Annotated in this window: 24 protein-coding genes and 1 other RNA gene; 20 read left to right on the top strand and 5 right to left on the bottom strand. The window is 67.4% G+C overall.

Annotated features, from left to right (window positions below; genetic code table 11):
• Nucleotides 1-33 precede the first annotated feature (33 nt).
• From BQ2383_RS17275 to rnpB, 4 genes are all read left to right on the top strand, one after another.
• On the top strand, nucleotides 34-456 hold the full coding sequence (locus tag BQ2383_RS17275) for a YchJ family protein (RefSeq protein ID WP_091037644.1): 423 nt from the start codon (nucleotides 34-36) through the stop codon (nucleotides 454-456).
• Between the two features lie 36 nt (nucleotides 457-492).
• Complete coding sequence (locus BQ2383_RS17270; RefSeq protein WP_091036761.1) at nucleotides 493-1,227, top strand: zinc ribbon domain-containing protein; 735 nt, start codon at nucleotides 493-495, stop codon at nucleotides 1,225-1,227.
• 22 nt (nucleotides 1,228-1,249) lie between these two features.
• The gene (locus BQ2383_RS17265; protein WP_091036758.1) at nucleotides 1,250-2,950 is read left to right on the top strand and encodes a bifunctional 3'-5' exonuclease/DNA polymerase; all 1,701 of its coding nucleotides are present in this window, start codon (nucleotides 1,250-1,252) and stop codon (nucleotides 2,948-2,950) included.
• Nucleotides 2,951-2,985: 35 nt separating this feature from the next.
• Nucleotides 2,986-3,342: RNase P RNA component class A (rnpB, locus tag BQ2383_RS17260), an RNA gene on the top strand.
• A gap of 416 nt (nucleotides 3,343-3,758) precedes the next feature.
• On the opposite strand, the gene ppgK is transcribed toward rnpB, so the two are convergent.
• A complete protein-coding gene (ppgK, locus tag BQ2383_RS17255; RefSeq protein WP_029261802.1) occupies nucleotides 3,759-4,505 on the bottom strand; it encodes a polyphosphate--glucose phosphotransferase in 747 nt (248 codons plus the stop codon).
• Nucleotides 4,506-4,573: 68 nt separating this feature from the next.
• On the opposite strand from ppgK, the gene BQ2383_RS17250 reads away from it, so the two are divergent.
• From BQ2383_RS17250 to BQ2383_RS17235, 4 genes are read left to right on the top strand one after another with little or no spacing between them, the layout of a single operon-like run.
• The gene (locus BQ2383_RS17250; RefSeq protein ID WP_091036756.1) at nucleotides 4,574-4,798 is read left to right on the top strand and encodes a hypothetical protein; all 225 of its coding nucleotides are present in this window, start codon (nucleotides 4,574-4,576) and stop codon (nucleotides 4,796-4,798) included.
• A 2-nt stretch (nucleotides 4,799-4,800) separates the two neighbouring features.
• Nucleotides 4,801-6,138: a type I glutamate--ammonia ligase gene (gene glnA, locus BQ2383_RS17245; protein ID WP_029261804.1), complete on the top strand. Its 1,338-nt coding sequence runs from the start codon at nucleotides 4,801-4,803 to the stop codon at nucleotides 6,136-6,138.
• 9 nt (nucleotides 6,139-6,147) lie between these two features.
• On the top strand, nucleotides 6,148-9,123 hold the full coding sequence (locus BQ2383_RS17240; RefSeq protein WP_091036751.1) for a bifunctional [glutamine synthetase] adenylyltransferase/[glutamine synthetase]-adenylyl-L-tyrosine phosphorylase: 2,976 nt from the start codon (nucleotides 6,148-6,150) through the stop codon (nucleotides 9,121-9,123).
• 50 nt (nucleotides 9,124-9,173) lie between these two features.
• Nucleotides 9,174-10,094 (top strand): diacylglycerol/lipid kinase family protein, encoded by a 921-nt coding sequence (locus BQ2383_RS17235; RefSeq protein WP_091036748.1) that lies wholly within the window; start codon nucleotides 9,174-9,176, stop codon nucleotides 10,092-10,094.
• 25 nt (nucleotides 10,095-10,119) lie between these two features.
• Here BQ2383_RS17235 and BQ2383_RS17230 read toward each other — a convergent pair whose 3' ends face one another.
• A complete protein-coding gene (locus tag BQ2383_RS17230) occupies nucleotides 10,120-11,268 on the bottom strand; it encodes an AI-2E family transporter (RefSeq protein WP_091036746.1) in 1,149 nt (382 codons plus the stop codon).
• 379 nt (nucleotides 11,269-11,647) lie between these two features.
• Between BQ2383_RS17230 and BQ2383_RS17225 the strand changes: the two genes are divergently transcribed.
• Entirely contained in the window at nucleotides 11,648-12,460 is an 813-nt protein-coding gene (locus tag BQ2383_RS17225) for a helix-turn-helix domain-containing protein (protein WP_091036743.1), read from the top strand.
• A gap of 291 nt (nucleotides 12,461-12,751) precedes the next feature.
• Nucleotides 12,752-13,366 carry a hypothetical protein gene (locus BQ2383_RS17220; protein ID WP_091036741.1) on the top strand — a complete coding sequence of 205 codons (615 nt, stop codon included), beginning with the start codon at nucleotides 12,752-12,754 and terminating at the stop codon, nucleotides 13,364-13,366.
• Between the two features lie 96 nt (nucleotides 13,367-13,462).
• Here BQ2383_RS17220 and BQ2383_RS17215 read toward each other — a convergent pair whose 3' ends face one another.
• Entirely contained in the window at nucleotides 13,463-14,938 is a 1,476-nt protein-coding gene (locus BQ2383_RS17215) for a helix-turn-helix transcriptional regulator (RefSeq protein WP_091036738.1), read from the bottom strand.
• Nucleotides 14,939-15,162: 224 nt separating this feature from the next.
• Between BQ2383_RS17215 and BQ2383_RS17210 the strand changes: the two genes are divergently transcribed.
• The 9 genes from BQ2383_RS17210 to BQ2383_RS17170 all read left to right on the top strand — a co-directional run bounded on the left by BQ2383_RS17210 (nucleotide 15,163) and on the right by BQ2383_RS17170 (nucleotide 23,884).
• On the top strand, nucleotides 15,163-15,537 hold the full coding sequence (locus BQ2383_RS17210; protein WP_091036735.1) for an SHOCT domain-containing protein: 375 nt from the start codon (nucleotides 15,163-15,165) through the stop codon (nucleotides 15,535-15,537).
• A 29-nt stretch (nucleotides 15,538-15,566) separates the two neighbouring features.
• The gene (locus tag BQ2383_RS17205; protein ID WP_091036732.1) at nucleotides 15,567-16,523 is read left to right on the top strand and encodes a DUF1214 domain-containing protein; all 957 of its coding nucleotides are present in this window, start codon (nucleotides 15,567-15,569) and stop codon (nucleotides 16,521-16,523) included.
• 31 nt (nucleotides 16,524-16,554) lie between these two features.
• Nucleotides 16,555-17,397, top strand: coding sequence for a tyrosine-protein phosphatase (locus tag BQ2383_RS17200; RefSeq protein WP_091036729.1), 843 nt, complete (start codon nucleotides 16,555-16,557; stop codon nucleotides 17,395-17,397).
• Complete coding sequence (locus BQ2383_RS17195) at nucleotides 17,394-19,697, top strand: arylsulfatase (RefSeq protein WP_244176040.1); 2,304 nt, start codon at nucleotides 17,394-17,396, stop codon at nucleotides 19,695-19,697. The genes BQ2383_RS17200 and BQ2383_RS17195 overlap by 4 nt, the downstream gene beginning before the upstream one ends.
• Before the next feature lie 134 nt (nucleotides 19,698-19,831).
• Entirely contained in the window at nucleotides 19,832-20,557 is a 726-nt protein-coding gene (locus tag BQ2383_RS17190; protein ID WP_167381655.1) for a helix-turn-helix domain-containing protein, read from the top strand.
• A 320-nt stretch (nucleotides 20,558-20,877) separates the two neighbouring features.
• On the top strand, nucleotides 20,878-22,089 hold the full coding sequence (locus BQ2383_RS17185; protein WP_140403379.1) for a hypothetical protein: 1,212 nt from the start codon (nucleotides 20,878-20,880) through the stop codon (nucleotides 22,087-22,089).
• Nucleotides 22,090-22,233: 144 nt separating this feature from the next.
• Entirely contained in the window at nucleotides 22,234-22,530 is a 297-nt protein-coding gene (locus BQ2383_RS17180) for a hypothetical protein (protein ID WP_140403378.1), read from the top strand.
• Between the two features lie 29 nt (nucleotides 22,531-22,559).
• On the top strand, nucleotides 22,560-22,997 hold the full coding sequence (locus BQ2383_RS17175; RefSeq protein WP_091036715.1) for a hypothetical protein: 438 nt from the start codon (nucleotides 22,560-22,562) through the stop codon (nucleotides 22,995-22,997).
• Nucleotides 22,994-23,884 carry a hypothetical protein gene (locus BQ2383_RS17170; protein ID WP_091036712.1) on the top strand — a complete coding sequence of 297 codons (891 nt, stop codon included), beginning with the start codon at nucleotides 22,994-22,996 and terminating at the stop codon, nucleotides 23,882-23,884. Before BQ2383_RS17175 ends, BQ2383_RS17170 begins: the two co-directional genes overlap by 4 nt.
• A 69-nt stretch (nucleotides 23,885-23,953) precedes the next feature.
• Here the strand turns inward: BQ2383_RS17170 and glnA (BQ2383_RS17165) are convergent, their stop codons facing one another.
• A complete protein-coding gene (gene glnA / locus BQ2383_RS17165) occupies nucleotides 23,954-25,378 on the bottom strand; it encodes a type I glutamate--ammonia ligase (RefSeq protein ID WP_091036709.1) in 1,425 nt (474 codons plus the stop codon).
• A 147-nt stretch (nucleotides 25,379-25,525) separates the two neighbouring features.
• Here glnA (BQ2383_RS17165) and BQ2383_RS17160 point away from each other — a divergent pair, with 147 nt between their 5' ends.
• Nucleotides 25,526-25,954, top strand: coding sequence for an RDD family protein (locus tag BQ2383_RS17160; protein ID WP_029262829.1), 429 nt, complete (start codon nucleotides 25,526-25,528; stop codon nucleotides 25,952-25,954).
• A gap of 9 nt (nucleotides 25,955-25,963) precedes the next feature.
• Here BQ2383_RS17160 and BQ2383_RS17155 read toward each other — a convergent pair whose 3' ends face one another.
• A complete protein-coding gene (locus BQ2383_RS17155) occupies nucleotides 25,964-26,455 on the bottom strand; it encodes an ATP-dependent zinc protease family protein (RefSeq protein ID WP_205820314.1) in 492 nt (163 codons plus the stop codon).
• Nucleotides 26,456-26,470 lie beyond the last annotated feature (15 nt).

Below are 26,470 nucleotides of genomic sequence, written 5' to 3'. Positions count from 1 at the left end.
CCGGTGCGTTTCCTCCGAGCGTACGCTGAGGGGATGACAGCAGAGACGGACATGGCGTCGGATGACGTCGTGATCGAGGGCGCGATGCGATGCCCGTGCTCGTCCGGCGACGTGTTCGGAGGATGCTGCGGTCCGCTGCTGCGCGGCGCCCCCGCTCCGACGGCGGAGCGCCTGATGCGGTCGCGGTACACGGCTTTCGGTCTGCACGACGCGGATCACCTGCTGCGCACCTGGCATCCGACATCGAGACCGCGGACGATCGACTTCGAGCCGGATCTCGAGTGGCGGCGGCTGCTCATCCTCGATCGCGTGGCTGGCGGTCCGTTCGATGACCAGGGCGTCGTGGAGTTCGAGGCGATCTGGCGGCAGGGCACTGAGCGGGGCTCCCTGCACGAGCGCAGCCGCTTCGTCCGCGAGGATCGGCAGTGGTACTACGTGGACGGCGACGTGAGCTGATGGGCGGACGTCGCCGCAGCGACTAGATTTGAGAGCGTGAACGCCAGCCCCGAGAACCAGCGCACCCTGCTCGACATCGCCGACCTCGACCGGCGCATCGCGCAGGCCGAGCGCGCCCGTACCAAGCCGAGCCAGGCGGGGCGGATCACCGAGCTCGTCGCCATCCGTCAGGAGCAGCTCCGCGAGCTCACGACGCTCACCGGTACCCGCGACGACGTTCGCACCGAGCTGAAGCGGCTGGAGTCCGATGTGGCCGTGGTCGAGGCACGCCGGAACCGTGACGCCGAGCGGCTCGCGGCATCGACGAACTCGAAAGACGCGCAGGCGCTCGAGCACGAGCTCGCCAGCCTCGCCCGACGGCAGAGCGACCTCGAAGATGCCGAGCTCGACGTGATGGGGCGGCTGGAAGAAGCAGAGGCCGCAGTCGCCGCACAGCAGGCGCTCCTCGAGACGACCACGGCCGAGGGATCGGCGCTCACCGCGCAGGCCAAGGCCGATGTCGCCGCGGCGACGGATCTGGGTGCGCAGCTCGCCCGCGATCGAGCGGCCGTGGCCGAAGGCGTCTCGCCGGAACTCCTGGCCGAGTACTCCCGTCGCGCCACGAACAGTGCCGGCGCCGCTCTTCTCACCCGCGGCACCTGTGAGGGCTGCCGCATCCTGCTTCCCAGCACCGATCTGAACGACATCCGCCGCGCGGCGGACGACCTCGTGGTCTCCTGCCCCGAGTGTGGCTGCATCCTCGTGCGCACCGAGGAGTCCGGGCTCGCATGAGCGGTGCCCGCGCCCGCCGCCGATGACAGCGCCGGCGTCGGGGATCGAACGCCGCATCGCGCTCATCTCCGTCGGCGCACAGGAGTACGTCGCGATCGAACTCGGTGCCGACGACCAGGAGCAGAACCGCACGGCTCTGCGCACCGACGAGCTCCCGGGATGGGTCCGCTCCGCCGAGGAATCCGATGCTCCGCGGTGGATCATGCGCACCGCCGCAGAGACCTACGCCCTCCTCCTCGACGACGGAGTGCGGATCTCGCGCAGCCATGATCTGGTGCTGTGTCACGCGATCCTGCGCGATACCTCCGCGGTGCCGAGCCCGCTCCCGGCGTCACACGAGTGGGAGCGGCGTGAGCCGACCGTGGCGGCGCCGTCTCTTTTCGACGTGTTCGACGATGCGAGCGGCGATGACGCGATCGTCACGGCGCTCGATCAGTACCGGGCGCAGCGCGAGGTGATCGCGGCAGCTCCGGACGGTCGCCTCACGCTGCTGTGCGCGGCGGAGTCAGCGGGCGGACTCATCGCGGAAGAGATGCGGGCCGCGGGGTTGCCGTGGGATGAGGGCGTGCACGATGCGATCCTGACCGACACCCTGGGCACTCGTCCGGTGGCCGGCGGAACGCCGAGCCGCATGGTCGAGCTCGGTGATCGGGTGCGGGAGCTCCTCGGCGATCCATCTCTCCACCTCGACAGCCAGCAGAAGCTCCTCAGGGCGCTGCATCGTGTCGGAGTGCACGTCGAGTCCACCAGCCGCTGGGAGCTCGCCGAGCACGACCACCCGGTCGTCGAACCGCTGCTGGCGTACAAGAAGCTTTCCCGGCTGCTCAGCGCCAACGGCTGGGCCTGGCTCACCGAATGGGTGCACGAAGGTCGATTCCGTCCCGTGTACATCCCCGGTGGCGTGGTCACCGGGCGCTGGGCCTCCGCCGGCGGGGGCGCGCTTCAGCTTCCGCGGAGTCTGCGCCCCGCGGTACGCGCCGATCCCGGATGGACTCTGGTCGTGGCGGATGTCGCGCAGCTGGAGCCGCGGATGCTCGCGGCGATGGCCTCCGACGAGGCGATGGCACGGGCCGCGCGGGGGAGCGATCTCTACGCCGGCGTCGTCGCATCCGGAGCGGTCGCCACGCGTGAGGAGGCGAAGTACGCGGTCCTCGGTGCGATGTACGGCGCCACGACCGGTGACAGCGGCCGGCTCGTTCCGCGTCTGAGAAAGGTGTACCCGCGCGCCATGGCGCTGGTCGACGCGGCGGCTCGCACGGGGGAGGACGGCGGCATCGTGTCCACCTGGCTCGGCCGATCGTCGCCCCGACCTTCGGTGGAGTGGATGCGTCTGCAGGCTGATGCCACCGGGGCTGATGCCGATCCTGCGGTCGTGGCGCTCGCTCGGCGCCGGGCGCGTGACTGGGGGCGATTCACGCGGAACTTCGTGGTGCAGGGCACGGCCGCCGAGTGGTCGCTGATCTGGCTGGCCGAGATCCGGCACCGTCTGCAGCAGATCCCGGAGGGGTTCACCACGGCCGCCGCGTCCGGACCGTTCGCGCAGGCACCGCACCTGGCCTTCTTCTTGCACGACGAGGTCATCTTGCACGTTCCGCAGGAGCACGCAGAAGCGGCGGCCGAGGCCGTGCGTGAAGCGGCCGCGGTCGCGACGACCCGGCTCTTCGGTTCCTTCCCGATCGACGTACCCCTGGACCTCCGGATCGCAGAGTCCGCCGAGAAGTAGGAATGGCCTCCCGAGAAGTAGACTGGGAGTGCGAATGGGTCGACTGGACGGCCGCGTGGCGGGTGACCGCACCGAGGAACGTCCGGGCTCCTCAGGGCAGGACGGTGGGTAACGCCCACCCGGAGCAATCCGCGAGAAAGTGCCACAGAGAGTAGACCGCCCCGCAAGGGGTAAGGGTGAAAGGGTGGTGTAAGAGACCACCGGGGGCCATGGTGACATGGCCCGCCAGGTAAACCTCGTCCGGAGCAAGGTCAGACAGAGGATGTTGACGCGGCTCGCCGAGTCCTCGGGTAGACCGCTAGAGTGCCACGGCAACGTGTCGCCGAGAGAGATGGCCGTCGAAGGGGCGAAGAACCCCGGAACAGAACCCGGCGTACAGGTCGGCCCATTCGCATAAATCGGCCTGAGGACGCCGTGCCGACGACGGATCCAGTGGTCGGGTTCGGTCGATATCCGCGAGCCTCGCTGTGTTACCCCCGCCGAAGATGGGGTGATGCTTTCGCCGGATGCGGCGTAGCGTCGGACTAGAGCGCGGCCCCGGCTCTGGGGGACCGCGGGTGTCGCTCTACGTGGGGGGCTCTTGTCCGCTGCTCTCACGATGCTGGCCGAGCGAGAGCCCTTTCACACGTTCGAATCGCATGAAGGTGCGTCCGCCGTTCTGAGGGACCCCAGACCCCCGGCGGGCGCACCGTTGACGCGTGAGCTCACCGTTCGTCTTCACCTCGCCTGAGCACCGGCCGTTCGTCCAAGACAGGAGAAGGCCCCGATGATTGCGGAGTCATCGGGGCCTTCTCATGTCAGGAACGGGTCAGTCGCCGGCCAGGGATGCCGCGCCGATGATGCCCGAGTTGTTGCGGTGGATCGCGGGGACGATCGGGGTCTTGAGGTCAAGCAGGGGGAGGAAGTCGCCGGCGTTCTTGGAGACGCCGCCGCCGACGACGAACAGGTCGGGGCTGAACAGGAACTCGATGTGCGAGTAGAACGCCTGCAGGCGCTCCGCCCACGCGGCCCAGCTGAGGCCCTCGCGCTCGCGCGCCGAGGTCGCGGCATACGTCTCGACCGACTCGTACTCGCCGAAGTTGAGGTGACCGAGCTCGGTGTTCGGCAGCAGCACGCCGTCGTAGAGGAAGGCCGAGCCGATGCCGGTGCCCAGCGTCGTCAGCAGGGTGAAACCGCGCACGTCCCTGGCCGCCCCATGGCGGGCCTCGGCGACGCCGGCGGCATCCGCGTCGTTCACGAACACGATGTTGCGGCCGAGACCGTCGCGGAAGAAGCGCTCCGCATCGAAGTCGATCCATTCCTTCGACACATTCGCTGCGGAGAGCGTCTTGCCGCGCTTGACGATCGCCGGGAAGGCGACGCCGAGCGGGAGGGTCGAGTCGTGCACGTCGAGGGTCTTCAGAACGGTCTGCACGGCGTTCAGGACATCCTGAGGCGATGCTCCTTCAGGAGTGGGGACCCGCACCCGGTCGGATGCCATGATTCCGTGCTCGAGGTCGACGATTCCTGCTTTGATTCCCGTGCCGCCGATGTCGACGCCGATCGCTTTTGCCATGGGCGATAGCTTAGCGACCGCGGTGCACGCCAGTAGGATCGATGACATCACGTGAAGAAGGGACAGGCATGTCTGACGGTGACCACAAGTACTGGTACAACTCCGAGACCGGCGAGGTCGAGTTCGGCATGATCTCGCCCTCCATCGATCGGATCGGGCCCTTCGACTCGGAGGCCGAGGCCCGCCGCGCGCCCGAGGTGCTCAAGGAGCGCTCGCGCGCCTGGGCCGAGGAAGAGGCCGTCGAGCAGGGCTGGGACGTCAAGGGCGACGCAAAGGGCCAGGGCACAGAGTAGCCATGGACAAGCAGAGGGATTTCGTCCTGCGGACGATCGAGGAGCGCGGCGTCAAGTTCGTGCGGCTGTGGTTCACCGACGTCATCGGCACGCTCAAGTCGGTGGCGATCGCTCCGGCTGAGGTCGAGGGCGCGTTCGCGGAAGGCATCGGTTTCGACGGTTCGGCGATCGAGGGACTGACCCGCACGTACGAGTCGGACCTGCTCGCGCAGCCGGATCCGACGACGTTCCAGACGCTGCCGTGGCGTGGCGAGATCGATCCGACGGCGCGCATGTTCTGCGACCTGACGACGCCCGACGGTCAACCGGCCGTCGCCGACCCCCGGCACGTGCTCAAGCGCACGCTCGCGAAGGCCGCGGATGCCGGCTTCACGTTCTACACGCACCCGGAGATCGAGTTCTACCTGCTCAAGTCGTCGTCGTTCGGACCTGACGGTCCTGTGCCCGTCGACTCGGCCGGCTACTTCGACAACGTTCCCGGTGGCACGGCACACGACTTCCGTCGCCGTTCGGTGCGCATGCTCGAGGACCTCGGCATTTCCGTCGAGTTCAGCCACCACGAGGGTGGCCCCGGCCAGAACGAGATCGATCTCCGTTATGCGGATGCGCTCACGACGGCCGACAACATCATGACCTTCCGCACGGTGATCAAGGAGGTGGCGATCGAGCAGGGCGTCTACGCGACGTTCATGCCGAAGCCGCTCAGCGATCAGCCCGGCAGCGGCATGCACACCCACATGTCGCTCTTCGAGGGCGACCAGAACGCCTTCTACGAGGAGGGCGCGAAGTATCAGCTCTCCAAGACCGGTCGGCACTTCATCGCGGGTCTCCTGCGACACGCGAACGAGATCTCGGCCGTCACGAACCAGTTCGTGAACTCCTACAAGCGGCTCTGGGGTGGCGACGAGGCGCCGAGCTTCGTCACCTGGGGGCATGCGAACCGCTCGGCCCTCATCCGCGTGCCGATGTACAAGCCGAACAAGAGCCAGTCGTCGCGCGTGGAATACCGCGGCATCGATTCCGCCTCGAACCCGTACCTCGCGTACGCGCTGCTGCTCGCGGCAGGACTCAAGGGCATCGAGGAGGGCTACGAGCTGCCGCCCGAGGCGGAGAACAACGTGTGGTCGCTGAGTGACGCCGAGCGGCGCGCACTGGGCTACGAGGCGCTGCCCGCGAGCCTCGATCACGCTCTGGAGTACATGGAGGCGTCCGAGCTCGTCGCCGAGACGCTGGGGGAGCAGGTCTTCAATTACGTTCTGCTCAACAAGCGCAAGGAATGGGAGGCCTACCGCGGCCAGGTCACCCCGTTCGAGCTGAAGAGCAACCTCGAGCTTCTCTGACCCGCGCCGATGGCCCGACCGGACGACTCCGTCTCCCTCTCCGCCCTGGCCAGGCTCGGCTTCGCCGAGTTGAGCGAGGCGGCGGCATCTCTGTCCGAGTTGGCAACGGATCTCGGAATCTCGCGATCGTCGCTTCTCGAAGGAGCGGATGCTGCCGACCCCGACGCCGCGGTTCGGGGAATGGTCCGTGTTGCGCGTCGGGAGCCCGGACCCCTGAAGGACCTGCTCGACAGCGCGGAGACGCGTCACCGCGTGTGGCGCGTCTTCGGCGCCTCGGAGGGGCTGGCCGACTTCTTCCTCCGGCATCCCGATCAGCTCTCGGTGCTGGGGGAGCCTCTCGACGCGTTGCCGTCGCCGGAGGCGCTCCGTGCGCGGCTGCTGGCCTCGGTCGGCACCCGAGATGGCTTCGCGAAGTCAGCGGACGACGCGGCGGTCGTCGCCGTGCGTGTCGCCTACCGCCGCAGCCTCGCCGCCATCGCTGCCTATGACCTGACCCACCCCGAGCCGAAGACGGTGGTTGCCGCGGTGTCAGCCGCGCTGTCGGACGCCGCCGGAGCGGCCTTGGAGGCCTCGCTCGCGATCGCACGCGCGCGCCTCAGCGAGACCACCCCGGTGGAGCAGGTAGCGGCGACGCGGCTCTCGATCATCGGCATGGGAAAGGCCGGCGCCCGCGAGCTCAATTACGTCAGTGACGTGGATGTGATCTTCGTGGGCGGCACCAGCGACGAGGAGGTCGTGACGGAAGCCCGCGCGATCGATATCGCGACGCGGCTGGCTCGCGAGACGATGCGGGGTCTGGACAGCATCGAGGTGGAGCCCCCGCTGTGGGAGGTCGACGCCAACTTGCGGCCCGAGGGCAAGCAGGGTGCGCTGGTGCGCTCGCTCGCCTCGCACCTCGCCTATTACGATCGCTGGGCCAAGAGCTGGGAATTCCAGGCGCTCCTCAAGGCACGGCCTCTCGCCGGCGACACCGACCTGGGCGCCGAGTACATCGAGGCGGTGCAGCCGAAGATCTGGTCCAGCGCCGCCCGCGAGGATTTCGTCGAGAGCGTCCAACGGATGCGCGAGCGCGTGACCGAGCACATCGATCCGGACGACGCGCCGTATCAGCTCAAACTCGGCGCGGGCGGTCTGCGCGACATCGAGTTCACCGTGCAGCTGCTTCAGTTGGTCCACGGCCTCACCGACGAGTCGATCCGCACGCGCGGCACGCTCGAGAGCCTCGATGCTCTCGTCGCCGGCGGGTACATCGGACGAGCGGATGCTGCGACGTTCGCTGACGACTACCGCATCCTGCGACTCATGGAGCACCGCCTGCAGCTACGCGAACTGAGCCGCACGCATCTCCTTCCGCGGACTCCCGCAGGCCTGCGCGTACTGGCGCGCAGCACGGCCCTCGCTGAGAGCGGCGACGGTGTCTGGACGCGGTGGGAGGCTGTGCGCCGCGAAGTGCGCGAGATCCACACTCGGCTTTTCTACCGTCCGCTTCTCAGTGCCGTGGCCAGTCTCCCCGAGGAGGAGCGCACGCTCTCCACGGCGCAGGCGCGCGACCGCCTGGCGGCCATCGGGTTCCGCGATCCCGCGGGGGCCCTGCGGCACATCGGTGCGCTCACGACCGGGCTCAGCCGCAAGGTGACGATCCAGCGGGCGCTGATGCCGATCATGGTGCGGTGGTTCGCCGACGGAAGTGACCCCGACTACGCGCTTCTCGCGTTCCGTCGGATCAGCGAACGCCTCGGCGACACCCCATGGTTCCTTCGGATGCTGCGAGACTCATCGGGTGCTGCCGAGAGTCTCACGCGGCTGCTGTCCTCTTCGCGCTACGTCGGGGAGCTCCTGGAGTGGATTCCCGAGTCCGTCGCCTGGCTCGACAGCACCGATCGACTGCGTCCACGCGGAGCGCACGCGCTCGACGAAGAGGCGCGGGCCATCCAGACACGTCACGAGACCATCGGCGATGCCCTTCGAGCAGTGCGAGCTCTGCGCCGTCGGGAGTTGCTGCGCACAGCGATGGGCGCCGTGCTCGGCGTGCTGACGATCGAGGAGGTGGCCGTTGCGCTCACCGAGATCACCGAGGCGACCATCCAGGCGGCCCTGCGCGCCGTCATCCGCGAGGTGGTTCCCGAAGACGCGGCAGGGCTCGACTTCGCCGTCATCGCCATGGGGCGCTTCGGGGGTGCGGAACTCGGCTTCGGGTCCGACGCCGACATCCTCTACGTGTACGACGCGAACGGAGTCGACTCGCAGCGGGCGCAGAAGCTCGCCACGCAGATCGTGGCAGGGCTCCGCGAGCACCTGACCGATCACCGGGTCCCGCTCGATCTCGACGCCGACCTCCGGCCCGAGGGGCGCAACGGACCGGTCGTGCGATCGATCGCGGCGTATGCCGAGTACTACCGGCGCTGGTCCCTCTCCTGGGAGGCGCAGGCCCTGCTTCGTGCGCGGGGGGTGGCGGGGAGCGCGAAGCTCATCGAGCGGTTCACGGCCCTCGCAGACACGATCCGATACCCGGAATCCGTCGACCTTCAGGGCACGCGCGAGATCAAGCGCATCAAGGCCCGGGTCGAGGGGGAGCGGCTGCCGCAGGGCGCGGATCCGCGGCGACACCTGAAACTCGGTCCCGGCACGCTCAGCGATGTCGAGTGGCTGGTGCAGCTGCTGCAGCTGCAGCACGCGCACGAGATCCCCGGGCTGCGGACCACGGCGACACTCGGTGCGCTGGATGCCGCGGTCGCCGCCGATCTCGTGGAGGAGGACGACGCCGAGCGGTTGCGGGAGGCGTGGCGCCTGTCGAGCAGGCTGCGCTCGGCGATCACTCTGCTCACCGGGCAGACGAGTGACCTTCTCCCTGCGGATCGGCGCCAGCTGGATTCGATCGGCAGCCTGCTGGGATACCCGGACCGTTCGGCGACCGAGCTCGAAGAGGACTACCTCGGCGTCACGAGGCGCGCGCGCAAGACCTTCGAGGACCTGTTCTACGGCTAGCCGAAACGGGTGAGTTTGCAGTATCGGGTGGCGTGTCCCAAGCTGACGATATGACCCTTACGCGTATCGGCATCGTCTGGAATCCCTCGAAGGTCGCGCAGGAGGCCCTTCAGGATGCGGTGAGCGACGTGTTCGACGAGCAATACGACATCCGCTGGTGGGAGACGACGCCGGAGGACCCGGGTCGCGGGATGGCACGGGAGGCCCGCGAAGACGACCGCGGCATCGTGATCGCCGTCGGCGGCGACGGCACGGTTCGTGCGGTAGCGGAGTCGCTGGCGGGTTCGGAGACTGCCCTCGGGATCGTTCCGCAGGGCACCGGCAACCTCCTCGCCCGCAATCTCGAGGTGCCGCTGAACAACGTCGCCGCGGCGCTCCAGAGGGTTCGGGATGCGGAGCCGCGTCGCATCGATCTCGGCTGGGTGTCGTACGACGGAACCGAGCACGCCTTCGCTGTCATGGTCGGATTCGGGATCGACGCGCAGATGCTGGTCGAGACCGACGACGACCTCAAGTCGAAGGCCGGATGGCTGGCGTACGTCGAGGCGATGGGCCGCGCCCTGGCCGGCACCGAGATGACCGACATCACGCTCGCCATCGACGGCGAGAAAGCTGTCGCCGTGCGAGGCCACACCATGCTCATCGGCAACTGCGGAATGGTGCAGGGCGGCATCCGTCTGCTTCCCGATGCGGTTCTCGATGACGGCAAGCTCGATGTGCTCATGATCAGCGCCGACGGCGCGCTGCAGTGGCTGGACACCCTGCGCTCCTTCGTCTGGGACAACGGCATCCGACGGATCTTCGGAGCGACAGATGAGGCCGTGAGCACCGATTCTGCGCGCCACCTGCCCGTCGAGAACATCTCGGTGCAGTTGAAGACGCCCCTCATGTTCGAGATCGACGGCGAGGAGATGGGCGAGATCTCCGCATTCGACGTGCGCGTGGAAGCCGGCGCGCTGCTGGTGCGCTGAGAGGTGTTCGGCCTGCGTGCGCGGGTCAGCCGGCGTTGACCGGGGGCACGATCTTCCGGTCCTGAGCGGGGAACGTCACCTTCTGCACGATGATGATGATGCTCGCGGCGACCGGGATCGCGACGAGAGCGCCGAGGATGCCGCCCAGTGCACCGCCGGCGACGGCGGCGATGACCACGAGCGCCCCGGGAACGGCGACGGCCTTGCTCATGATGCGCGGCGAGAGCACATATGCCTCGATCTGCATGTAGATCAGGTAGTAGATGATCGCGATCAGTGCGGTCAGCGGCGAGACGAAGAGGCAGATCAGCGAGTTGATGATCGATGCCGTCAGCGTGCCCACCAACGGGATCATGGATCCGATGAAGGCGATGAGCGCGAGCAGCGCGGGGACCGGTGCCCCGATGATGCTGAGGAAGATCAGGCTCAGGATGCCGTTGATGAGCGCCAGGCTGGCCTGCCCGATCACGTAGCGGCCGACCGCGCCGGAGACGTCTTCGAGCAGTCCGCTGAAGGTACCCCGCTGGTAGGCGGGGACGAACCGTGCGGCCACGTGCTTCATGCTCCGCAGCGAGGCCATGAAATAGAGGGTCAGGATCAGGACGATCGTGATGCCGGTGAATCCGCCGGCGATACCCGCGCCGACCGCGAACACGCCACCGCCGATGTCGAGGAAGTTGTCCGGGTCGCCGACGAAGTCGAGGATGCCCTGAACGGCATCCTTGATGCTCGAGCCGAACTGGCCGCTGACGTCTTTGTACCAGGCGCTGGCCATGAAGTCCTCGACCATCTGCGGGCCGTCCTTGATCAGGTTGCTGATCTGCTCCACGAGGATCGGGACGATGGCGAGGATGATGCCCGCGAAGGCGAGCACCACACCGGCGACGACGATGGTGACGGCGGCAGGGCGGGGGAGCTTCTTCTCGATGAAGGTGACGATCGGATCCAGCCCGAGGGCGAGGAAGATCGCCACGCCGATGTAGACGAGTACGGTCGCGAGCTGGCCGACGATGCTGCCGACCGCCAACGCGACCAGCACCCCGAGCGCACCGAGCAGACCGAACATGAAGGGGTTCGTGCGTGCGTATGCGGCCACCGCGTTCGACGGCTGTGACGGCGCGGCTTCCACAGGTGTGTGCCGATCGGCTTTCGCGATCACTCTTCTACGGCGCATGGTTCCCCCGGTCGATGGTCAGACTCACAAGTTGACCATTCGCGTGACCGGCGGTCAAGCACAGCGCCCGCGCGGCGCGGAGTCGGTCGCTTCGGCGCCGGTGCCGGACCGATATGGTGGGATCGAGGGCCCCGTACCCGGGGGGCCGGACTGCGGTGGGGAACCGCATGGGGAGGGTTTCATGATGCTGTGGGGACGCGGTCCATCGAGAGAAGTCGACCGATCGTCGACGTTCGAACCGAACGCGCCGTGCGCGCGGATGGGGGAACACGCTCTGACGCTCTCCCGACGCCGCTGAGGTGGCCCGCGAGAACTGCCCCACGCCTTCTGCGGCGCGGGGCGTCGATCGACTGCGATCGGGAGCCGCGCCGTGCCCGTGATGAGGGCGCGCACGCTCGCCATGTTCGGGAGCGTTCGCATCCGCGAGTTCGTGTCGGGGCGCGATGACGCGCGTTCGAGGCTCGACCGTGTACCGGGACTGATCGGGCTGCACAGTGTCCGCTCCGGGAGCATCGACGTCGGCTCCCCGTCCGGCACGCTGCGACTGGCGGAGGACGATGCGTTTCTGCTCAGCCACGATGCCGCCCCTCCGACATCGCCGCCGAAGCGACTGCGGCTTCTTTCGATCGTTCTGCCCGCAGAGGTGCTCGCCGGGTTCACGGCGCCGGCGCCTGGCGAGGTCCGCCCCGTGTCACGCTCGACTTCGTTGCTCGACCCGGCGGTCGCGTTCGCCGAACGAGCAGCAGTCGCGGATGCGGATCCGGTGAGCGCCTTCGGGAACTACTACCTCGAACGCCTGCTTCAGGAGATGGTGCTGGGAGTGGCGGTCGAGGCCACCCGTGGGGTGGCGGCCGGTCTTCCGCCCGATCACCATCGGGATGCCCTGAACCTGATCGCCGCACAGGCGTCCGATCCTGTGCTGTCACCGCGCGGCATCGCCGAGCAGCTCCGCCTCTCCCTGCGTCAGCTGCAGCGTGCCTTCCGGGCACACGGCACGACGGTGGAACGGGAGATCCGCCGATCGCGGGTCGAGCACGCGATCGGTCTGCTCACGGATCCCGCGTACGACCGCCTGAGCATCGAGGAGATCGGCCGGTACTCGGGCCTCTCCGGCGGGTCGAGCCTGGCGCGGGCGATGGCGCAGGAGGGGCGGCGTGCCCCGTCAGAGGTCCGAAAGCGACGACAGGGCTGACACCCCGCCTGTGGGCGCGTGTCATACCGAGCGCGACATCCCTGGTTGAGAAAGCGACAGGTGCCTGCTGGACGGGAGGTGCCGGTCGTTCCCAATGCGAGCATGACGGTGGCCGGCCGAACTCCCATTCGCGGCCGCCGCAAGAAGAGCGCGGAACCCGCCGCGCGATCCACACGGCTCCAGCGGGTGTGCCGATGTCGTCGATGTTCCGCGCGGTCAGCGCCACGCGTCGCCACGTCGCGCCACCGTGCTTCCGTGTGGGCAGCGCCGACCCCCGAGGAGAACATCGAGATGAACGAGAACGAGAACCAGCGCGGTACCGGCTTCGACCGCCGCACCGTGATCAAGGCGGCGGCCTGGTCTGCACCGGTCATCGCTGCAGCCGTCGCCACCCCGCTCGCCGCCGCGAGCGAGAACACGCCCGACCCCCAGCCGCAGCCGGCCCCCGGCGGAGGCCTCTCGTCCTGGCAGGGCGGCACCTCCGTCCAGACCTGGACGGCCACACAGCCGAACCGCGTCCAGGTGAACACGGGACAGACCCTCGGCTTCAACGCCTTCGACGGCACCACCGGCAACATGGAGCCGGCGGGCAAGTTCACGGCGGGGACCGCCACCGTCACCGTCGCGTGGGGTGCCGGTAACGGCGTGACCAGCCCGGGCAGCTACCGCCTCCAGGAGCAGGACCTCCACGGATGGGCCCGCGTCGGATCGCTGCCGGCTGACGGCACCTCTGGGAGCGTGACCTACACCTACAGCGGCGTGCTGAACGGCGCGGAGAACCTCGTCCAGCTGCCGGTGCTCTGGCTGCTGCCCTCCGCGGGGGGTGCGCTCGTCGACACGTACGTCACCACCACGCTCTCGTCGGACTTCCTCAGCGAGAAGACCTCCGGCTCGAAGGTGCCGTAACCACCGCGTATCGACGTTGTGATCGCAGAAGCGCCCGCCGGGATGACCGGCGGGCGCTTCGTCGTCGTGCGCGTCTTCTCCCACGGCGCGTGCGCATCACCGGCCGATGGGCGAGCGGACGGCCTCACGTCGGGTGGTCACACCGAGCTTCCGGTAGACCGAGCGGATGTGCGTCTTCACGGTCGGGTAGGCCATGCCGAGGTGCGTGGCGATCTCGTCGGCCGTCATCGTCGTGCGCAGGCACCCGAGTACCTCGCTCTCACGCGGTGTGAGCACGCCGGCGAGGCGTCGCGACAGCTTTCCTCGTCGCTCCAGGACGACGGCGAGGAAGGGATCATGACGTGATCCCCGATGCGCGTGTGCGCTGAGGAGGTCGCCGATCAACGGATCATCCGACAGGAACGGGGCAAGTATCCGCTCGGAGGCGGCTGCCTCCAGCGCTCGGTCCAGGAGCTCGTGCGCTTCCGGCCCCCGACCGGCCGCAGAGCGCAGCGCGGCGGAGGTGATCAGCGTGCTCACGCGCGCGTACTGCGGCAGAGCACCGGCAGACGCCAACCGCAGCGCCTGAGCGGCGAGCGCAGGCTCGTCGAGGACCCGGTAGAGCTCGGCCAGCACCGCGTGCGCGACGGCGGCACCGGGTCGTGTCAGCGCGGGGGCCGCGATGGTTCGCGCACGCTGATCATGCCCCTCCGCATGCGCGAGCAGGGCGGAGACCACCCGTCGCAGGGTGTCCCACGGAATGCCGTGCTTGTCGGCCCTGCTCACGCCGCGGATCAGCTCGGATGCCGCGTAGTAGCGGTCATCGCGCCGCAGCGCGACGAGGCTCATCACCAGGTAGAGGCGGGCGAGGGCCTCGAAGTTGTGGCCGGGAGCGGTATCGGCGACCGCAGGATCCAGGTGGCGGATCGCCTCGTCGAAGTCGCCGCGCCAATAGGCGATGGTTCCACGATTCGCCTCGGGAAGCCCTCCCTCGAAGACATCCCAATCGGAAGGCGCCGGCGCGACCGGAAGCGCGTCGAGAGTCTGCTCGGCCTCGGCGAAGAGCCCGGCGTGGGTCAGCGCGAAGGCGAGGTTCGACTGGGCGAGCCGGAAGGTTTCCGTTCTGTCGTGCAGGCGCGCCTCGGCCGCCGCGGAGCGGAGCAGTGCGATGGCCTCGCCGAGGTCCCGCCGGAGTCGAACCTCGGTCCACCCCAGCAGGAAGAGCGCGGAGGGATAGTCATCCTCCGGGCCGCATCGGGTCAGGGCCTCGCGGGCACGGTCGGCCGCGGCGGCCTTCGCGGAAGCATCCGTGGCGAGAAGGAGCTCGGTGAAGCAGACGACGAAGTCCTCTGCGGCGACGCTCAACCCCTGACCTCGAAGGAATGACGCGCCGTGGGAGTCGCCAAGCAGGTCGCGGCAGCACGCGCGGATGAGGAGGACGTGCGCGTCGTGCGGGTCTGGTTGAGCGAGACAGAGCTGCTCGAGTTCGCGGGTCCGGGACTCGAGGATGAAGCGGAGCCAATTCCGGCGCAGCGCCGTACGGGCGAGCGCCGGATCAGTGGGGGAGATGTCCTCGCGGACGGCGTCGATCACGCGTCAACGATATCGGCGCCGAGACAGGCGAGGGCGGACCGAGGGCGGCGGATGGCTCCGGCTCTCATCCGGCGAGGATGAGAAGCGCATTCCGAGGGTGCGGGACTGGCCAGAATTTCAGCGACGCTCGTGTCTTCGGCCAGACCGCAGGACGAGCACCCGACACTGCTCTTCATCCTCGCGGGACGCGAATGCGCTCCGGCGGGAGAACGGAATCAACAGACATGCTCTTCTGGGAAACGCTCGGCTGGATGCTATGGGCGACCGTCTTCATCGGCTACCTGTTCGCCCTCTTCGCCATCATCGCGGATCTGTTCCGTGACCGTGGCCTGAACGGGTGGTGGAAGGCCGTGTGGGTCGTCTTCCTCATCTTCCTGCCGTTCCTGACGGTGCTGGTCTACCTCATCGCTCGCGGCCAGGGCATGGCCGAGCGGAGCAGCAGGGCAGCGCGCGAATCGACGGAGGCGACCGAGTCCTACATCCGCCAGGTCGCAGGCAAGACCGCCACCGAGGAGATCGAGGCCGCGGCCCGACTCCGCGATGCCGGCGCGATCAGCTCCGAGGAGTTCGACCGGCTCAAGGCCAAGGCTCTCGCCTGAGGCCGTCGACACCGACAGCAGGGAATCTCATGTCCGCAACGAAAGTGACCGTGCGCGACTTCGCCCGCGCCGAGTCCGACCTCATGTTCTCCCGGCTGGCGGCCGGAGTCGGACTCGGAGCGTGGAATCACAGCCGCGGCCTGAAGTCTCTCGATGATCAGCCCATCATCCGGCAGAACCGCGACACGCTCTACAGCAGCGCCGTCATCGATGTGCGCGAGGACGTGACTCTCACGCTGCCGGACACCGCGGGACGCTACATCTCCGCCTTCGTCGTGAACCAGGATCACTACGGTCCGCTGCTGCTGCGGGACGCCGGTGCCCACGTGCTCACCCGTGACGCGGTCGGGACCGACTACGCGGTGATCCTGGTACGCATCCTGGTCGATCCGAACGATGCCGCCGACGTCGACGAAGTGAACCGCCTCCAGGATGCGATCGTCCTGGAAGGCGGGGGCGCGGGGGAATTCCCGCTACCCGCGTACGACGAAGCTTCCCACGCAGAGACGCGCGACGCGCTCCTCTCCTTGGGACGCGGCGTCGCCGCCTACGACCACGCGTTCGGCACGAGGGCGGAGGTCGACGCGGTCATGCATCTGCTCGGCACCGCCGGCGGCTGGGGCGGTCTTCCCGAGTATGAGGCCACCTACATCAGCGTCGACGAGGGTCTGCCCGTGGCCGACTACCGGTTGCGGCTGGAAGACGTGCCCGTCGATGCCTTCTGGTCGGTGTCGCTCTACAACGCCGCCGGCTACTTCGAGCTGAACACCCTCGGCGTGAACAGCATCAACAGTCTCACGGCGGTCGCAGACGACGACGGGGGAGTGACCATCCACTTCGGTCCTGACCCGGTCGACCTCCCGAACGCGCTGCCGATCATGCCGGGCTGGAACTACACGCTGCGGCTCTATCGTCCGCAGCAGTCGGTCCTCGACGGGAGCTGGGTTCCGCCGCGCCCCGAGCCGGTACCGACTGACGCACGATGACGACGGCCGAAGAACAGAAGGAGAAGAGTCGATGACCAATCCGATCACCCGCCGCGTTCCGTTGCGCAGCGCCCCGAACCTGCGTGACCTCGGCGGGCTGCGCGCGGCCGGGGGAGTCGTCCGGACCGGTGCCGTCTATCGCTCGGCCACACTCGCTCGGCTGGAAGGCGATGACATCGAGGCCTTCCTCGGGCTGGGCATCACGACCGTCTATGGCCTCCGTACGGTCGGCGAGCGCAGCGCGTCACCGGATCAGTTGCCCGACGGGGTGCGGCTCGTCGGCCTGGACGTGCTGGCCGACAGCACCACGGATGTCGCAGCGGGCGTCGGTCAGCTCGCCAGTGACCCCGCCGGGCTCGCCGCGACGCTCGGAGACGGGCGCGGCGTCGAGCTGATGCGAGATTCCTACCGGAACATCGTGAGTCTCCCATCCGCCGTCGCGGCCTACCGGGCGTTCTATCTCGACCTCATCGATCCGGCTCGTCGTGGTGCGGCGCTGTTCCACTGCACGACCGGCAAGGACCGCACGGGGTGGGCGGCGGCCTCGCTTCTTCTGCTGCTCGGGGTGAACGAGGGTGCCGTCCGCGCCGACTACCTCGAGACCAACACCGACCTGCTGCCCGCTCTGCAGCCGCTTCTCGCCGCTGCCGCAGGGAGGGGTGTCGACACGAGACTGCTCCTTCCCGTCCTCGGCGTGCGCGCCGAGTATCTCGATGCGGCCATCGACGAGGCACGGACGAGGTTCGGAGGAATCGAGGGGTATGCCGTGGAGGGGCTCGGTCTCGATCTCGCAGATCTCGCCGCGCTGCGTCGACGGCTCATCCTGCATGACGACGACGCGCCGCTGTCGACCGATGAAAGGCGCTCCTGGTGAATCCGCAAGACGTCCTCCCGTTCCCGCCGACCCCGTCCGCGAGCGTTGCGGGCCGCACGATGCAGGAATCTGTGTACGGCCAGCGGGCTGCTCCGTCTCGGCTGCCCGATGACGCGCCGAACATCCTCATCGTCCTGATCGACGACGCCGGGCCCGGTCTTCCCGACACCTTCGGTGGTGAGGTGCGCACCGACACGCTGTCCCGCGTCATCGACGAGGGAATCGGCTTCAACAGGTTCCACACGACGGCGATGTGTTCGCCGACGCGGGCGTCTCTGCTCTCCGGTCGAAATCACCATCGGATCGGGAACGGACAGATCGCCGAGCTGGCGAACGATTTGGACGGGTACGCGGGGGAGATCCCGCGCTCGAGCGCCCTCGGGGCGGAAGTGCTCAAGGACTACGGGTATTCGACCGCAGCTTTCGGCAAGTGGCACAACACGCCCGCGATCGAGACCGGAGCCACCGGGCCGTTCCACAACTGGCCCTCCAGCATCGGGTTCGAGTACTTCTACGGCTTCCTCGCGGGTGAAGCCTCGCAGTATGAGCCTCACCTGGTGCGCAACACCACGAGCGTCCTGCCGCCGAAGACCGCTGCCGAGGGGTACCACCTCAGTGAGGACCTCGCCGACGATGCCATCGGCTGGCTCCGCGACCACAAGGCGCTGGCTCCGGACAAGCCGTTCTTCCTCTACTGGGCGTCCGGCGCGATGCACGGCCCGCATCACATCATGAAGGAGTGGGCGGACAAGTACTCGGGACGATTCGACGGTGGCTGGGACGAATACCGCGAACGGGTCTTCGCGCGTGCCAAGGAGAAGAACTGGATCCCCGAATCGGCGGAGCTGACCGAGCGGGACGCGCGGATGCCCGCGTGGGATGACATCCCCGAGGGCGAACGGGAGTTCCAGACCCGGTTGATGGAGATCGCCGCAGGCTTCGGAGAGCACGCCGACGTGCAGGCGGGTCGAGTCATCGACGAGATCGAGGCGCTCGGATACGGGGACAACACCCTGATCATGTACATCTGGGGAGACAACGGGTCGTCCGGTGAGGGGCAGAACGGCACGATCAGCGAACTGCTCGCCCAGAACGGCATCCCGTCGACCGTGCAGATGCACATCCAGGCGATGAACGAGATGGGCGGCCTGGACGCTCTCGGCACCGCCAAGGCCGACAACATGTACCACGCGGGATGGGCCTGGGCGGGAAGCACCCCGTACAAGGGTATGAAGCTGCTCGCCTCCCACCTCGGGGGCACGCGCAACCCGTTGGCGGTGCGCTGGCCGGCGCGGATCGCCCCGGACCCCACACCGCGGTCTCAGTTCGTGCACTGCACGGACGTCGTTCCCACCCTCTACGACGTGATCGGGATCAGTCCGCCTCGCGAAGTCCGTGGCGTACACCAGGATCCGATCGACGGGTCCAGCTTCGCAGCCGCGCTCACGGATCCGGAGGCCGAGGAGACACACGTCACCCAGTACTTCGAGATCCTCGGCAGCCGGGCCATCTATCACGACGGGTGGATGGCGTCGGCGTTCGGCCCCCGCGCCCCCTGGGTTCCCGGAATGCCGGAGGGGATCGCGGATTGGAGCCCCGACCAGGATGCGTGGGAGCTCTATCACCTCGACGAGGACTGGACGCAGGCGCACGACCTCGCCGACGAGCATCCCGAAAAGCTCGCCCAGCTCAAGGAGCTGTTCGCCATCGAGGCGGCGAAGAACAGTGTCTATCCCGTCGGAGGCGGCCTCTGGGTGCCGATCTATCACCCCGAGTTCCGCATATCGACGCCATACCGGAGCTGGAACTTCACCGGCAGCCTTCGACGGATGCCGGAGTTCATCGCACCGGCGCTGGGGAACCGCGCGAACAGGGTGACGATCGACGCATCGCTGCCGGAGAAAGCCGAGGGAGTGCTCTACGCGCTGGGAGGCGCCGGGGGAGGCCTCACGTGCTACCTCGACGACGGCTACCTCTGCTACGAGTACAACACGTTCATCGTGCACCGCACCAAGATCCGGTCCGTAGAGCGGTTGCCTGCGGGGCGCGCCGAGATTGTCGTGGAGACGAGCTATCTCGAAGCGCGGCCGGCCGGACCGCTGCGCATCGACATCTCGCTCGACGGACGGCAGATCGCGACCGGGACCGTGCCCGTCAGCGTCCCGCTGCTGTTCACCGCCAACGACTGTCTCGACATCGGCGTCTGCCTGGGCGGTTCCGTCTCGCTCGACTACTTCGACCGTGCGCCGTTCGCCTTCACCGGTGAGATTCACGCGGTCGACGTGATCTATACGAGCTGACACCGGCGGTCGAGATGGAGGTGCTGAAGCAGAGCCTCAGGCACGGGTGGAGTTACGACGCTCGACCGCAGGTCTACGAGTACGACGAAACGGCCACCGATGACTTCGGGTTCGCGCGGCTGTGGAGCGGGGGGATGAGTACTGCGCTCCTGAGCCGCGAGGGGATCGTCCATGTGGCGGCGATCGTGGAGGGAACCGCCGAGGTGACGGTGGACGGCAGCAAAGTGCAGATCGAGGCGGGGCAGATCATCCTGCTCGACGGCGACTCCGCACTCCACGCCCACTCGCCGAAACCGTGGGCCCGCTACGGCTGGTTCTTCCGCGACAGCATCCTGCGGGGGCGGGAGTATCGCCGCCTGATGGGAGAGCCGCGGTCGATCACGCGAGAGTCCCTCCTCGCCATGACCTCTGTGGCCAACACATCGCTCGATGCGAACCGGGCCGGGGTGAAGCCCTCCATCCACTCTCGGATCGCGATGGAGCATCTGGCCGCCGCTGCGGCCTATGAGCATTCGTCCCGGTCCCGCACTGATCCTGTTCACCGAGATGGCCTGTTCCTCGCCGCGCAGACGCTCATCTCCGACCGGTTTCGCGACCCCGCCCTGACCGTCGAGGTGCTGTGCCGAGACCTCGCCGTGAGTGCCAGTTCGCTGCATCGCGCCTATCAGCCGATGGGCATGAGCCCGCGGAGAGAGATCGAGCGTCATCGCGTCGCGGAGGGTCTGCGCCGGCTCGCATCCGACGACGGGAAGCACGTTCCCTCGATGGCGGACATCGCCGCCGAGTCCGGATTCACCTCCGTTGTCACGATGCGACGTGCGCTCACGAGGGCGGGACATCGCGCGCCCCGCGGGAACTGACCGCTCCCACGCTCGTCGCCGTCTCGCGGCTCGGCGTGCCCGAAGGCAAGCCTCGACGGAACATTTTCTGTCACGACGAACCTCTTTGTTGCAGATGCCGCCCCCGCTCTTCAACCGGGAACGTCTTGTCGAGAAACTGACACTGCTTCACCACCCGTCGTTGGAAAGCCGGGATGGAGCAGCACCCGAATCCGTGACGAAAGGCAACCAGCGCTGTGAACGAATCACCCTCCGAGTCCACGAGCGACGTCACTCAGGCGACGACGAAAGCGGGACTCTCCCGTCGCGTCGTTGTCCAGGGTGCCGCGTGGAGCATCCCCGTGATCGCGGCCGCCGTTGCCACACCACTCGCTGCAGCCTCGGGAGACGGCGCCCTGAGCTTCACCCTTCGCGCCTATGCCGGCACCGCCTGCACGGAGATCACGAACGTCCAGGCCACCCTCACGAACTCGTCCGGCGCACCGGATGCCGGCAAGCCGGTCACGGTCACCCTCTCCGATGGCTACACGTTCGCCGACGGCTCCACGACCTACACCGGAACGACCAACGCGAGCGGCAAGGTCACGTTGCCCGCTGTTCGGGTGCCGGCGACAGGAGGTGCCACGACGTTCTTGGCGTCGTCTGCAGCCCTCACAGCATCAGCACCTGGCACTGCACCCAAGGTGGGCGAGGCGCACATTTACGATCGCAGCACTGGCCAGACCTACACGTTCCCGACGGTTCCTGCCGGGTCAACGGCGATCGGCGACACGACGTTCTTGGCTTCCGACGGCGACTTGTACGTCGGAAATGTGCTCATCGCCTCCGGTGTCAGTTCCGTCGGTGCCCCTTCGCTCGACAACAGCAACAACTCGTGGACTCCCTACATGTCTTCGTCGGGTGTGGCCAGCATCTACAGTCGCGATGCTGGCCAGACCTACACCTTCCTCTCCGTCCCTGCAGACTCGAAGCCGTTGGGTGACACCGCATTCTTGGCACCCAACGGTGATCTCTACGTGGGGAACGTGCTCGTTTCAACCGGAGTTACTTCGGCAGGCGTCCCTTCTCTCGATTCCGGCAACAACTCCTGGACTCCTTACGTGTCGTCCGCTGGTGTGGCTGGCGTCTACAGCCGCGATGACGGCCAGACATTCACGTTCCCGGCGGTACCTGTCGGTTCGACGGCAATCGGGGATGCGACGTTCCTTGCCCCGAACGGTGACCTCTACGTCGGAAACTCGCTCGCTGCTTCCGGCGTCACCTCTGTCGGCGTCCCTTCGCTCGACACCAGCAACAACTCCTGGACGCCGTACATATCATCGACTGGAATTGCGAGTATCTACAGTCGGACCAACGGTCAGAGCTACACGTTCCCGTCGATCCCTCTCGGGTCAACTCCGATCTCGGACACAACGTTCCTCGCGCCTAACGGCGACGTCTACGTCGGGAACACACTTATCGCTTCCAACGTCACCTCCGTGGGCCTTCCGTCCCTGGCCTCGGGGAACGACACCTTCACCCCGTACGTGGTCGCCCCAGCCTGTGCGTGGTGATGCTCGCCGGTCCCGAATGACCGGCTAGAGCAGCGAGGACCTTCGGGAACGATGTTCGGCCCCCAGCCGGACTCGTTCCTGGAGGTCCTCGCGGTCGCGGGGGTCCGCGTGCCGGAAGGTACGACAGCGACGGAGGGGAGATCCGTGAACGGTGCAGACGGCTTCGACGATGCCTTCCGCTTCACCAAGAACGGCGCACGCCTCGCGAAGGACGGCACCGGTCTGAAGCGGAGCACCTACGTGCCGCCCCAGCGTCCGGCGCTGGTCGGGTCGCGCCGGGATCGTCGTCGTCGCCGCCGCCAGAAGCGACGTCTCCGCCGCGTGTATCGCGCTCATCGGTCGGAGAGACGCTGGGTCGCTCGGGTGAAGCGAACCGCCCTGATTCTGTTCCTTGTGATCAGTTCACTGCTGTGCGTGTACGCATTCTTCCTCTCCCGATGAGCTGGCGGTCCGAAACGAAAGGTCGTCTCATGCGCGTCCCCACACAGGAGACAGTCACGGTGTTCTCGATCCTGCCGGCATTCCCGTCCGAGGTCGTGGAGCCGAATGCCGCCCAGACCCTCGTCGCGATCGGTGCAGTCAGTCTGCTTCTCGCGTTGGTTTCCGCAACAGCGCTGGGCGTGGTGCGAGCCGTTTGCCTGCCTCTCGCGCCGGAATGGCGCTGGGTGCTCGCAGGAGTCTGGGGCGTGAGCACACTCGGCTCTGTGATCGCGGCCACCTCGACCTCGGCTTGGGGCGTCACGATCGCCGCAGCCGTCGCGCTCCCGTTGCTCTGGTTGGTGAGCCGGACGGCGGTGGTGCGCTCGTTCCTGGCGGGTGCGGGTGTCGCCACGAAGGAACCAGATGAAAACACGAAGATCACGACGCGCAGCGAGCCTGCAGCGCGCAACCGAAAGGAACAGAGTTGACGAACTCGAATGCCCCGCTCACCAATCGCCGGGCGGGGGTCGACCGGCGAACCGTAATCCGAGCTGCGGCGTGGAGTGCGCCGGTCGTAGCCATAGCGGTCGCGACGCCGCTCGCTGCCGCTTCGACGCAGCAGCCGGTACTCACCGTCGAGGTCAGTCCGTTCTCTGATGCGGACGCTCCCTACGGCACCCGCTCCGTGCGCATCTCGAACTCCGGCCCGGCCGGCTTCACCGGGCCACTCACTTTCCGGATGCCGGGCATGAACGTTGCAGCCCCATTCCTGCTCGGCGGTGCTGTGCACAGTCGCAGCGCCGACGAAGACATGTGGACCGTCCCTTCGATCTCGGTTCCGGTCGGCGAGACCGTCACACTGGCCCTCACCTGGCCCGGCCCCTTCCCGCTGACCCCGGAAACACAGCCCCTCACCGTCGCGACCGACCCCGAACGAGGAACGATCACCGACACCGGGAGCATGGAGATCACGTCTCCGTATCAGCACCTCTGGGCTGCGGTAACGCCCGGCGGCGATGGGTCACCGGGAGGCACAACGTCGATCTTCATCGGCAACACCACCGAGGCGCCGTACGACGCGCAGGTCTCGTCGCGCCTGCCGCTCTGGACGCTCCCGGTGGTGACGGCCGTGCCCCTATCTGTGAACGGCACGAGGTACCCGGGGGTCAAGACGCTGGAGAACAACCAGCTGCTCGTGGCTTACCCCGACATCCCGGTCTCTGTCGAAGCCCGCACCGGCAAGCAGCTCTTCACACTTCTCTGGGGACCGGGCGGTCTCGGAGCAAGCGGTCAGCAGCACAAGGCGCTCATCGCGCTAGGTGGGCTTCCGTTCCTCGGCGACGTCGTGATCCACTCCCGGTACCGCGTCGCGTGAAGTGACCCGTACGCGGAAGAGCCCGCCCCAGCAGAAGCTGAGGCGGGCTCTTCGAAATTCCTGCGGTCGTCAGACGCCGAAGTACAGCTCGTACTCGAACGGGTGCGGGCGCTGGGCCATCGGCAGGATCTCGTTCTCGTACTTGTACGAGATCCAGGTCTCGATGAGCTCCTTGGTGAACACGCCGCCCTCGAGGAGGAACTGGTGGTCGGCCGCCAGGGCGTCGAGCGAGTCGAGCAGCGAGTTCGGCACCTGGGGGATGTCCTTGGCCTCCTCGGGCGGAAGCTCGTAGAGGTCCTTGTCGACCGGCTCGTGCGGCTCGATGCGGTTCTTGATGCCGTCGAGGCCCGCCATCAGCTGCGCGGCGAAGGCGAGGTACGGGTTGCCGGAGGCGTCGGGCGCGCGGAACTCGATGCGCTTGGCCTTCGGGTTGGAGCCCGTGATCGGGATGCGGATCGCGGCGGAGCGGTTTCCGGCCGAGTAGACCAGGTTGACCGGAGCCTCGAAGCCCTTCACCAGACGGTGGTAGCTGTTCAGCGTCGGGTTGGTGAAGGCGAGCAGGGCCGGCGCGTGTGCCAGGATGCCGCCGATGTACCAGCGTGCGATGTCGCTGAGCTGGCCGTAGCCGGCCTCGTCGTAGAAGAGCGGCTTGCCGTCGGCCCACAGCGACTGGTGGGTGTGCATGCCCGAGCCGTTGTCGCCGTACAGGGGCTTGGGCATGAAGGTCGCGACCTTGCCCCACTCCTCGGCGGTGTTCTTGACGATGTACTTGAACTTGAGGATGTCGTCCGCCGCGTGGACCATCGTGTCGAAGCGGTAGTTGATCTCCTGCTGTCCACCGGTGCCGACCTCGTGGTGCGAGCGCTCGAGGATGAAGCCGGCGTCGATCAGCTTGAGGGTGATGTCGTCGCGGAGGTCAGCGGTCTTGTCGACCGGGCTCACCGGGAAGTAGCCGCCCTTGTACGGGGTCTTGTTACCGAGGTTGCCGCCCTCTTCTTCGCGGCCGGTGTTCCAGGCGCCCTCTTCGGAGTCGACGCTGTAGAAGCTGGAGTTCGAAGTGACGTTGTAGCGGACGTCGTCGAAGATGTAGAACTCGGCCTCGGGGGCGAAGAACGCCGTGTCGGCGATGCCGGTCGAGGTGAGGTACTTCTCCGCCTTCTTGGCGACCTGACGCGGGTCCTTCGAGTAGATCTCGCCGGTGCGGGGGTTGTAGATGTCGAACAGCATGACGAGGGTGCTCGCCTCGCGGAAGGGGTCGACGTACGCGGTGGTGACGTCGGGGATGAGCTGCATGTCCGACTCGTGGATGCTCGCGAAACCGCGGATCGAGGAGCCGTCGAACAGCTGACCGTCGGTGAAGAAAGCCTCGTCGACCGTCGATGCAGGAATGTTGAAGTGCTGCTGCACACCAGGGAGATCGGTGAAACGGATGTCAAGGAACTTGACGTCGTTCTCCTTGATGTAGGTCAGTACCTCGGACGAATCTTTGAACATGTACGACTCCTGTAATGCGGATCGATGGCTTCACGGCCACTCTGCAGAGTACGGACGGGGGATTTCTCTACGGTATCCGCTTTGTTTCGGGCGTGTTACAGGAGCCCGGCGACGAAAGCGGCATTTGGCGCTCGGTAGGCTGGGGGAGTGACGGATGCTGTGAACACGTACCCCGGTGAGCGACTCGGACTCCCGGAGTCGGGTCCCGGCAGCATCGCCAGGCCGGGCCGCCGCATCGGGGCCCTGCTCATCGATTACCTCGCCGCGACCATCATCGCCACCGCATTCCTCGGCTACGACCAGTTCGCGCTTCCCACCGAAGCCGGGCTCACGCAGTTCGCGCCGATGCTCGTGTTCGCCGTGCTGCAGATCCTCTTCATCCCGACCGCGGGAGGCAGCCCGGGCCACCGGATCCTCGGAATGCGGCTCGTGCGCCGCGACGGCGCCTGGGTCGGCCTGTGGCGGCCGATCGTCCGCACCCTGCTGCTCGTCGTCGTCGTACCGGCGGTGATCTGGGACGCCGATCAGCGCGGCCTCCACGACAAGGCCGTCGGCACCGTGCTCATCCGCGCCTGAGCGCCGCGTTCAGATCTTGCCGCGGTTGCGGCGACGTGCCTCGCGGGGCGCTCGCCCTCCGAGGAACGATCGAGCCGGGTCGACCGAGAATCCCTGCCGCAGTGCTTCTCTTCCGATGAGCATCCGGAAGCCCATCTCGTCGCGATTGCTCAGCGTCACCTCGGCGAGCACTTCGCGGTCGACGAGGCGGATCAGCAGCTCCACCACGAGGCGCTGCTGCGCGTGCCCCGACGAGCTGCGCACGGCGCGCCGGTCGTGGACCGGGCATTCGACGACCACGGCGTCCTCTTGACTGTCTTGCCAGGGTTTGACCTTGAAACGGACCCAGGGCTGGTCGTCCTGTTCGAACTCGACGATGTCGAACGCGTGCAGTGAGGAGGTGCGCGCACCCGTGTCGATCTTGGCTTTCAACCAGTCGACTCCGAGATCGGGCAGGCTCACCCATTCTCGCCACCCCGTAAGGGTGTTTGAATGGGGGGTAGTCCTACTCACCTGATACATCCTGGCAGGAAAAAT

Origin of the sequence: Microbacterium oxydans (assembly GCF_900095745.1) — a bacterium.
Taxonomy (GTDB): Bacteria; Actinomycetota; Actinomycetes; order Actinomycetales; family Microbacteriaceae; genus Microbacterium; species Microbacterium oxydans_B.
Note: the sequence above shows the minus strand (reverse complement) of the source record. Positions and strands in the feature narration are given on the sequence as shown.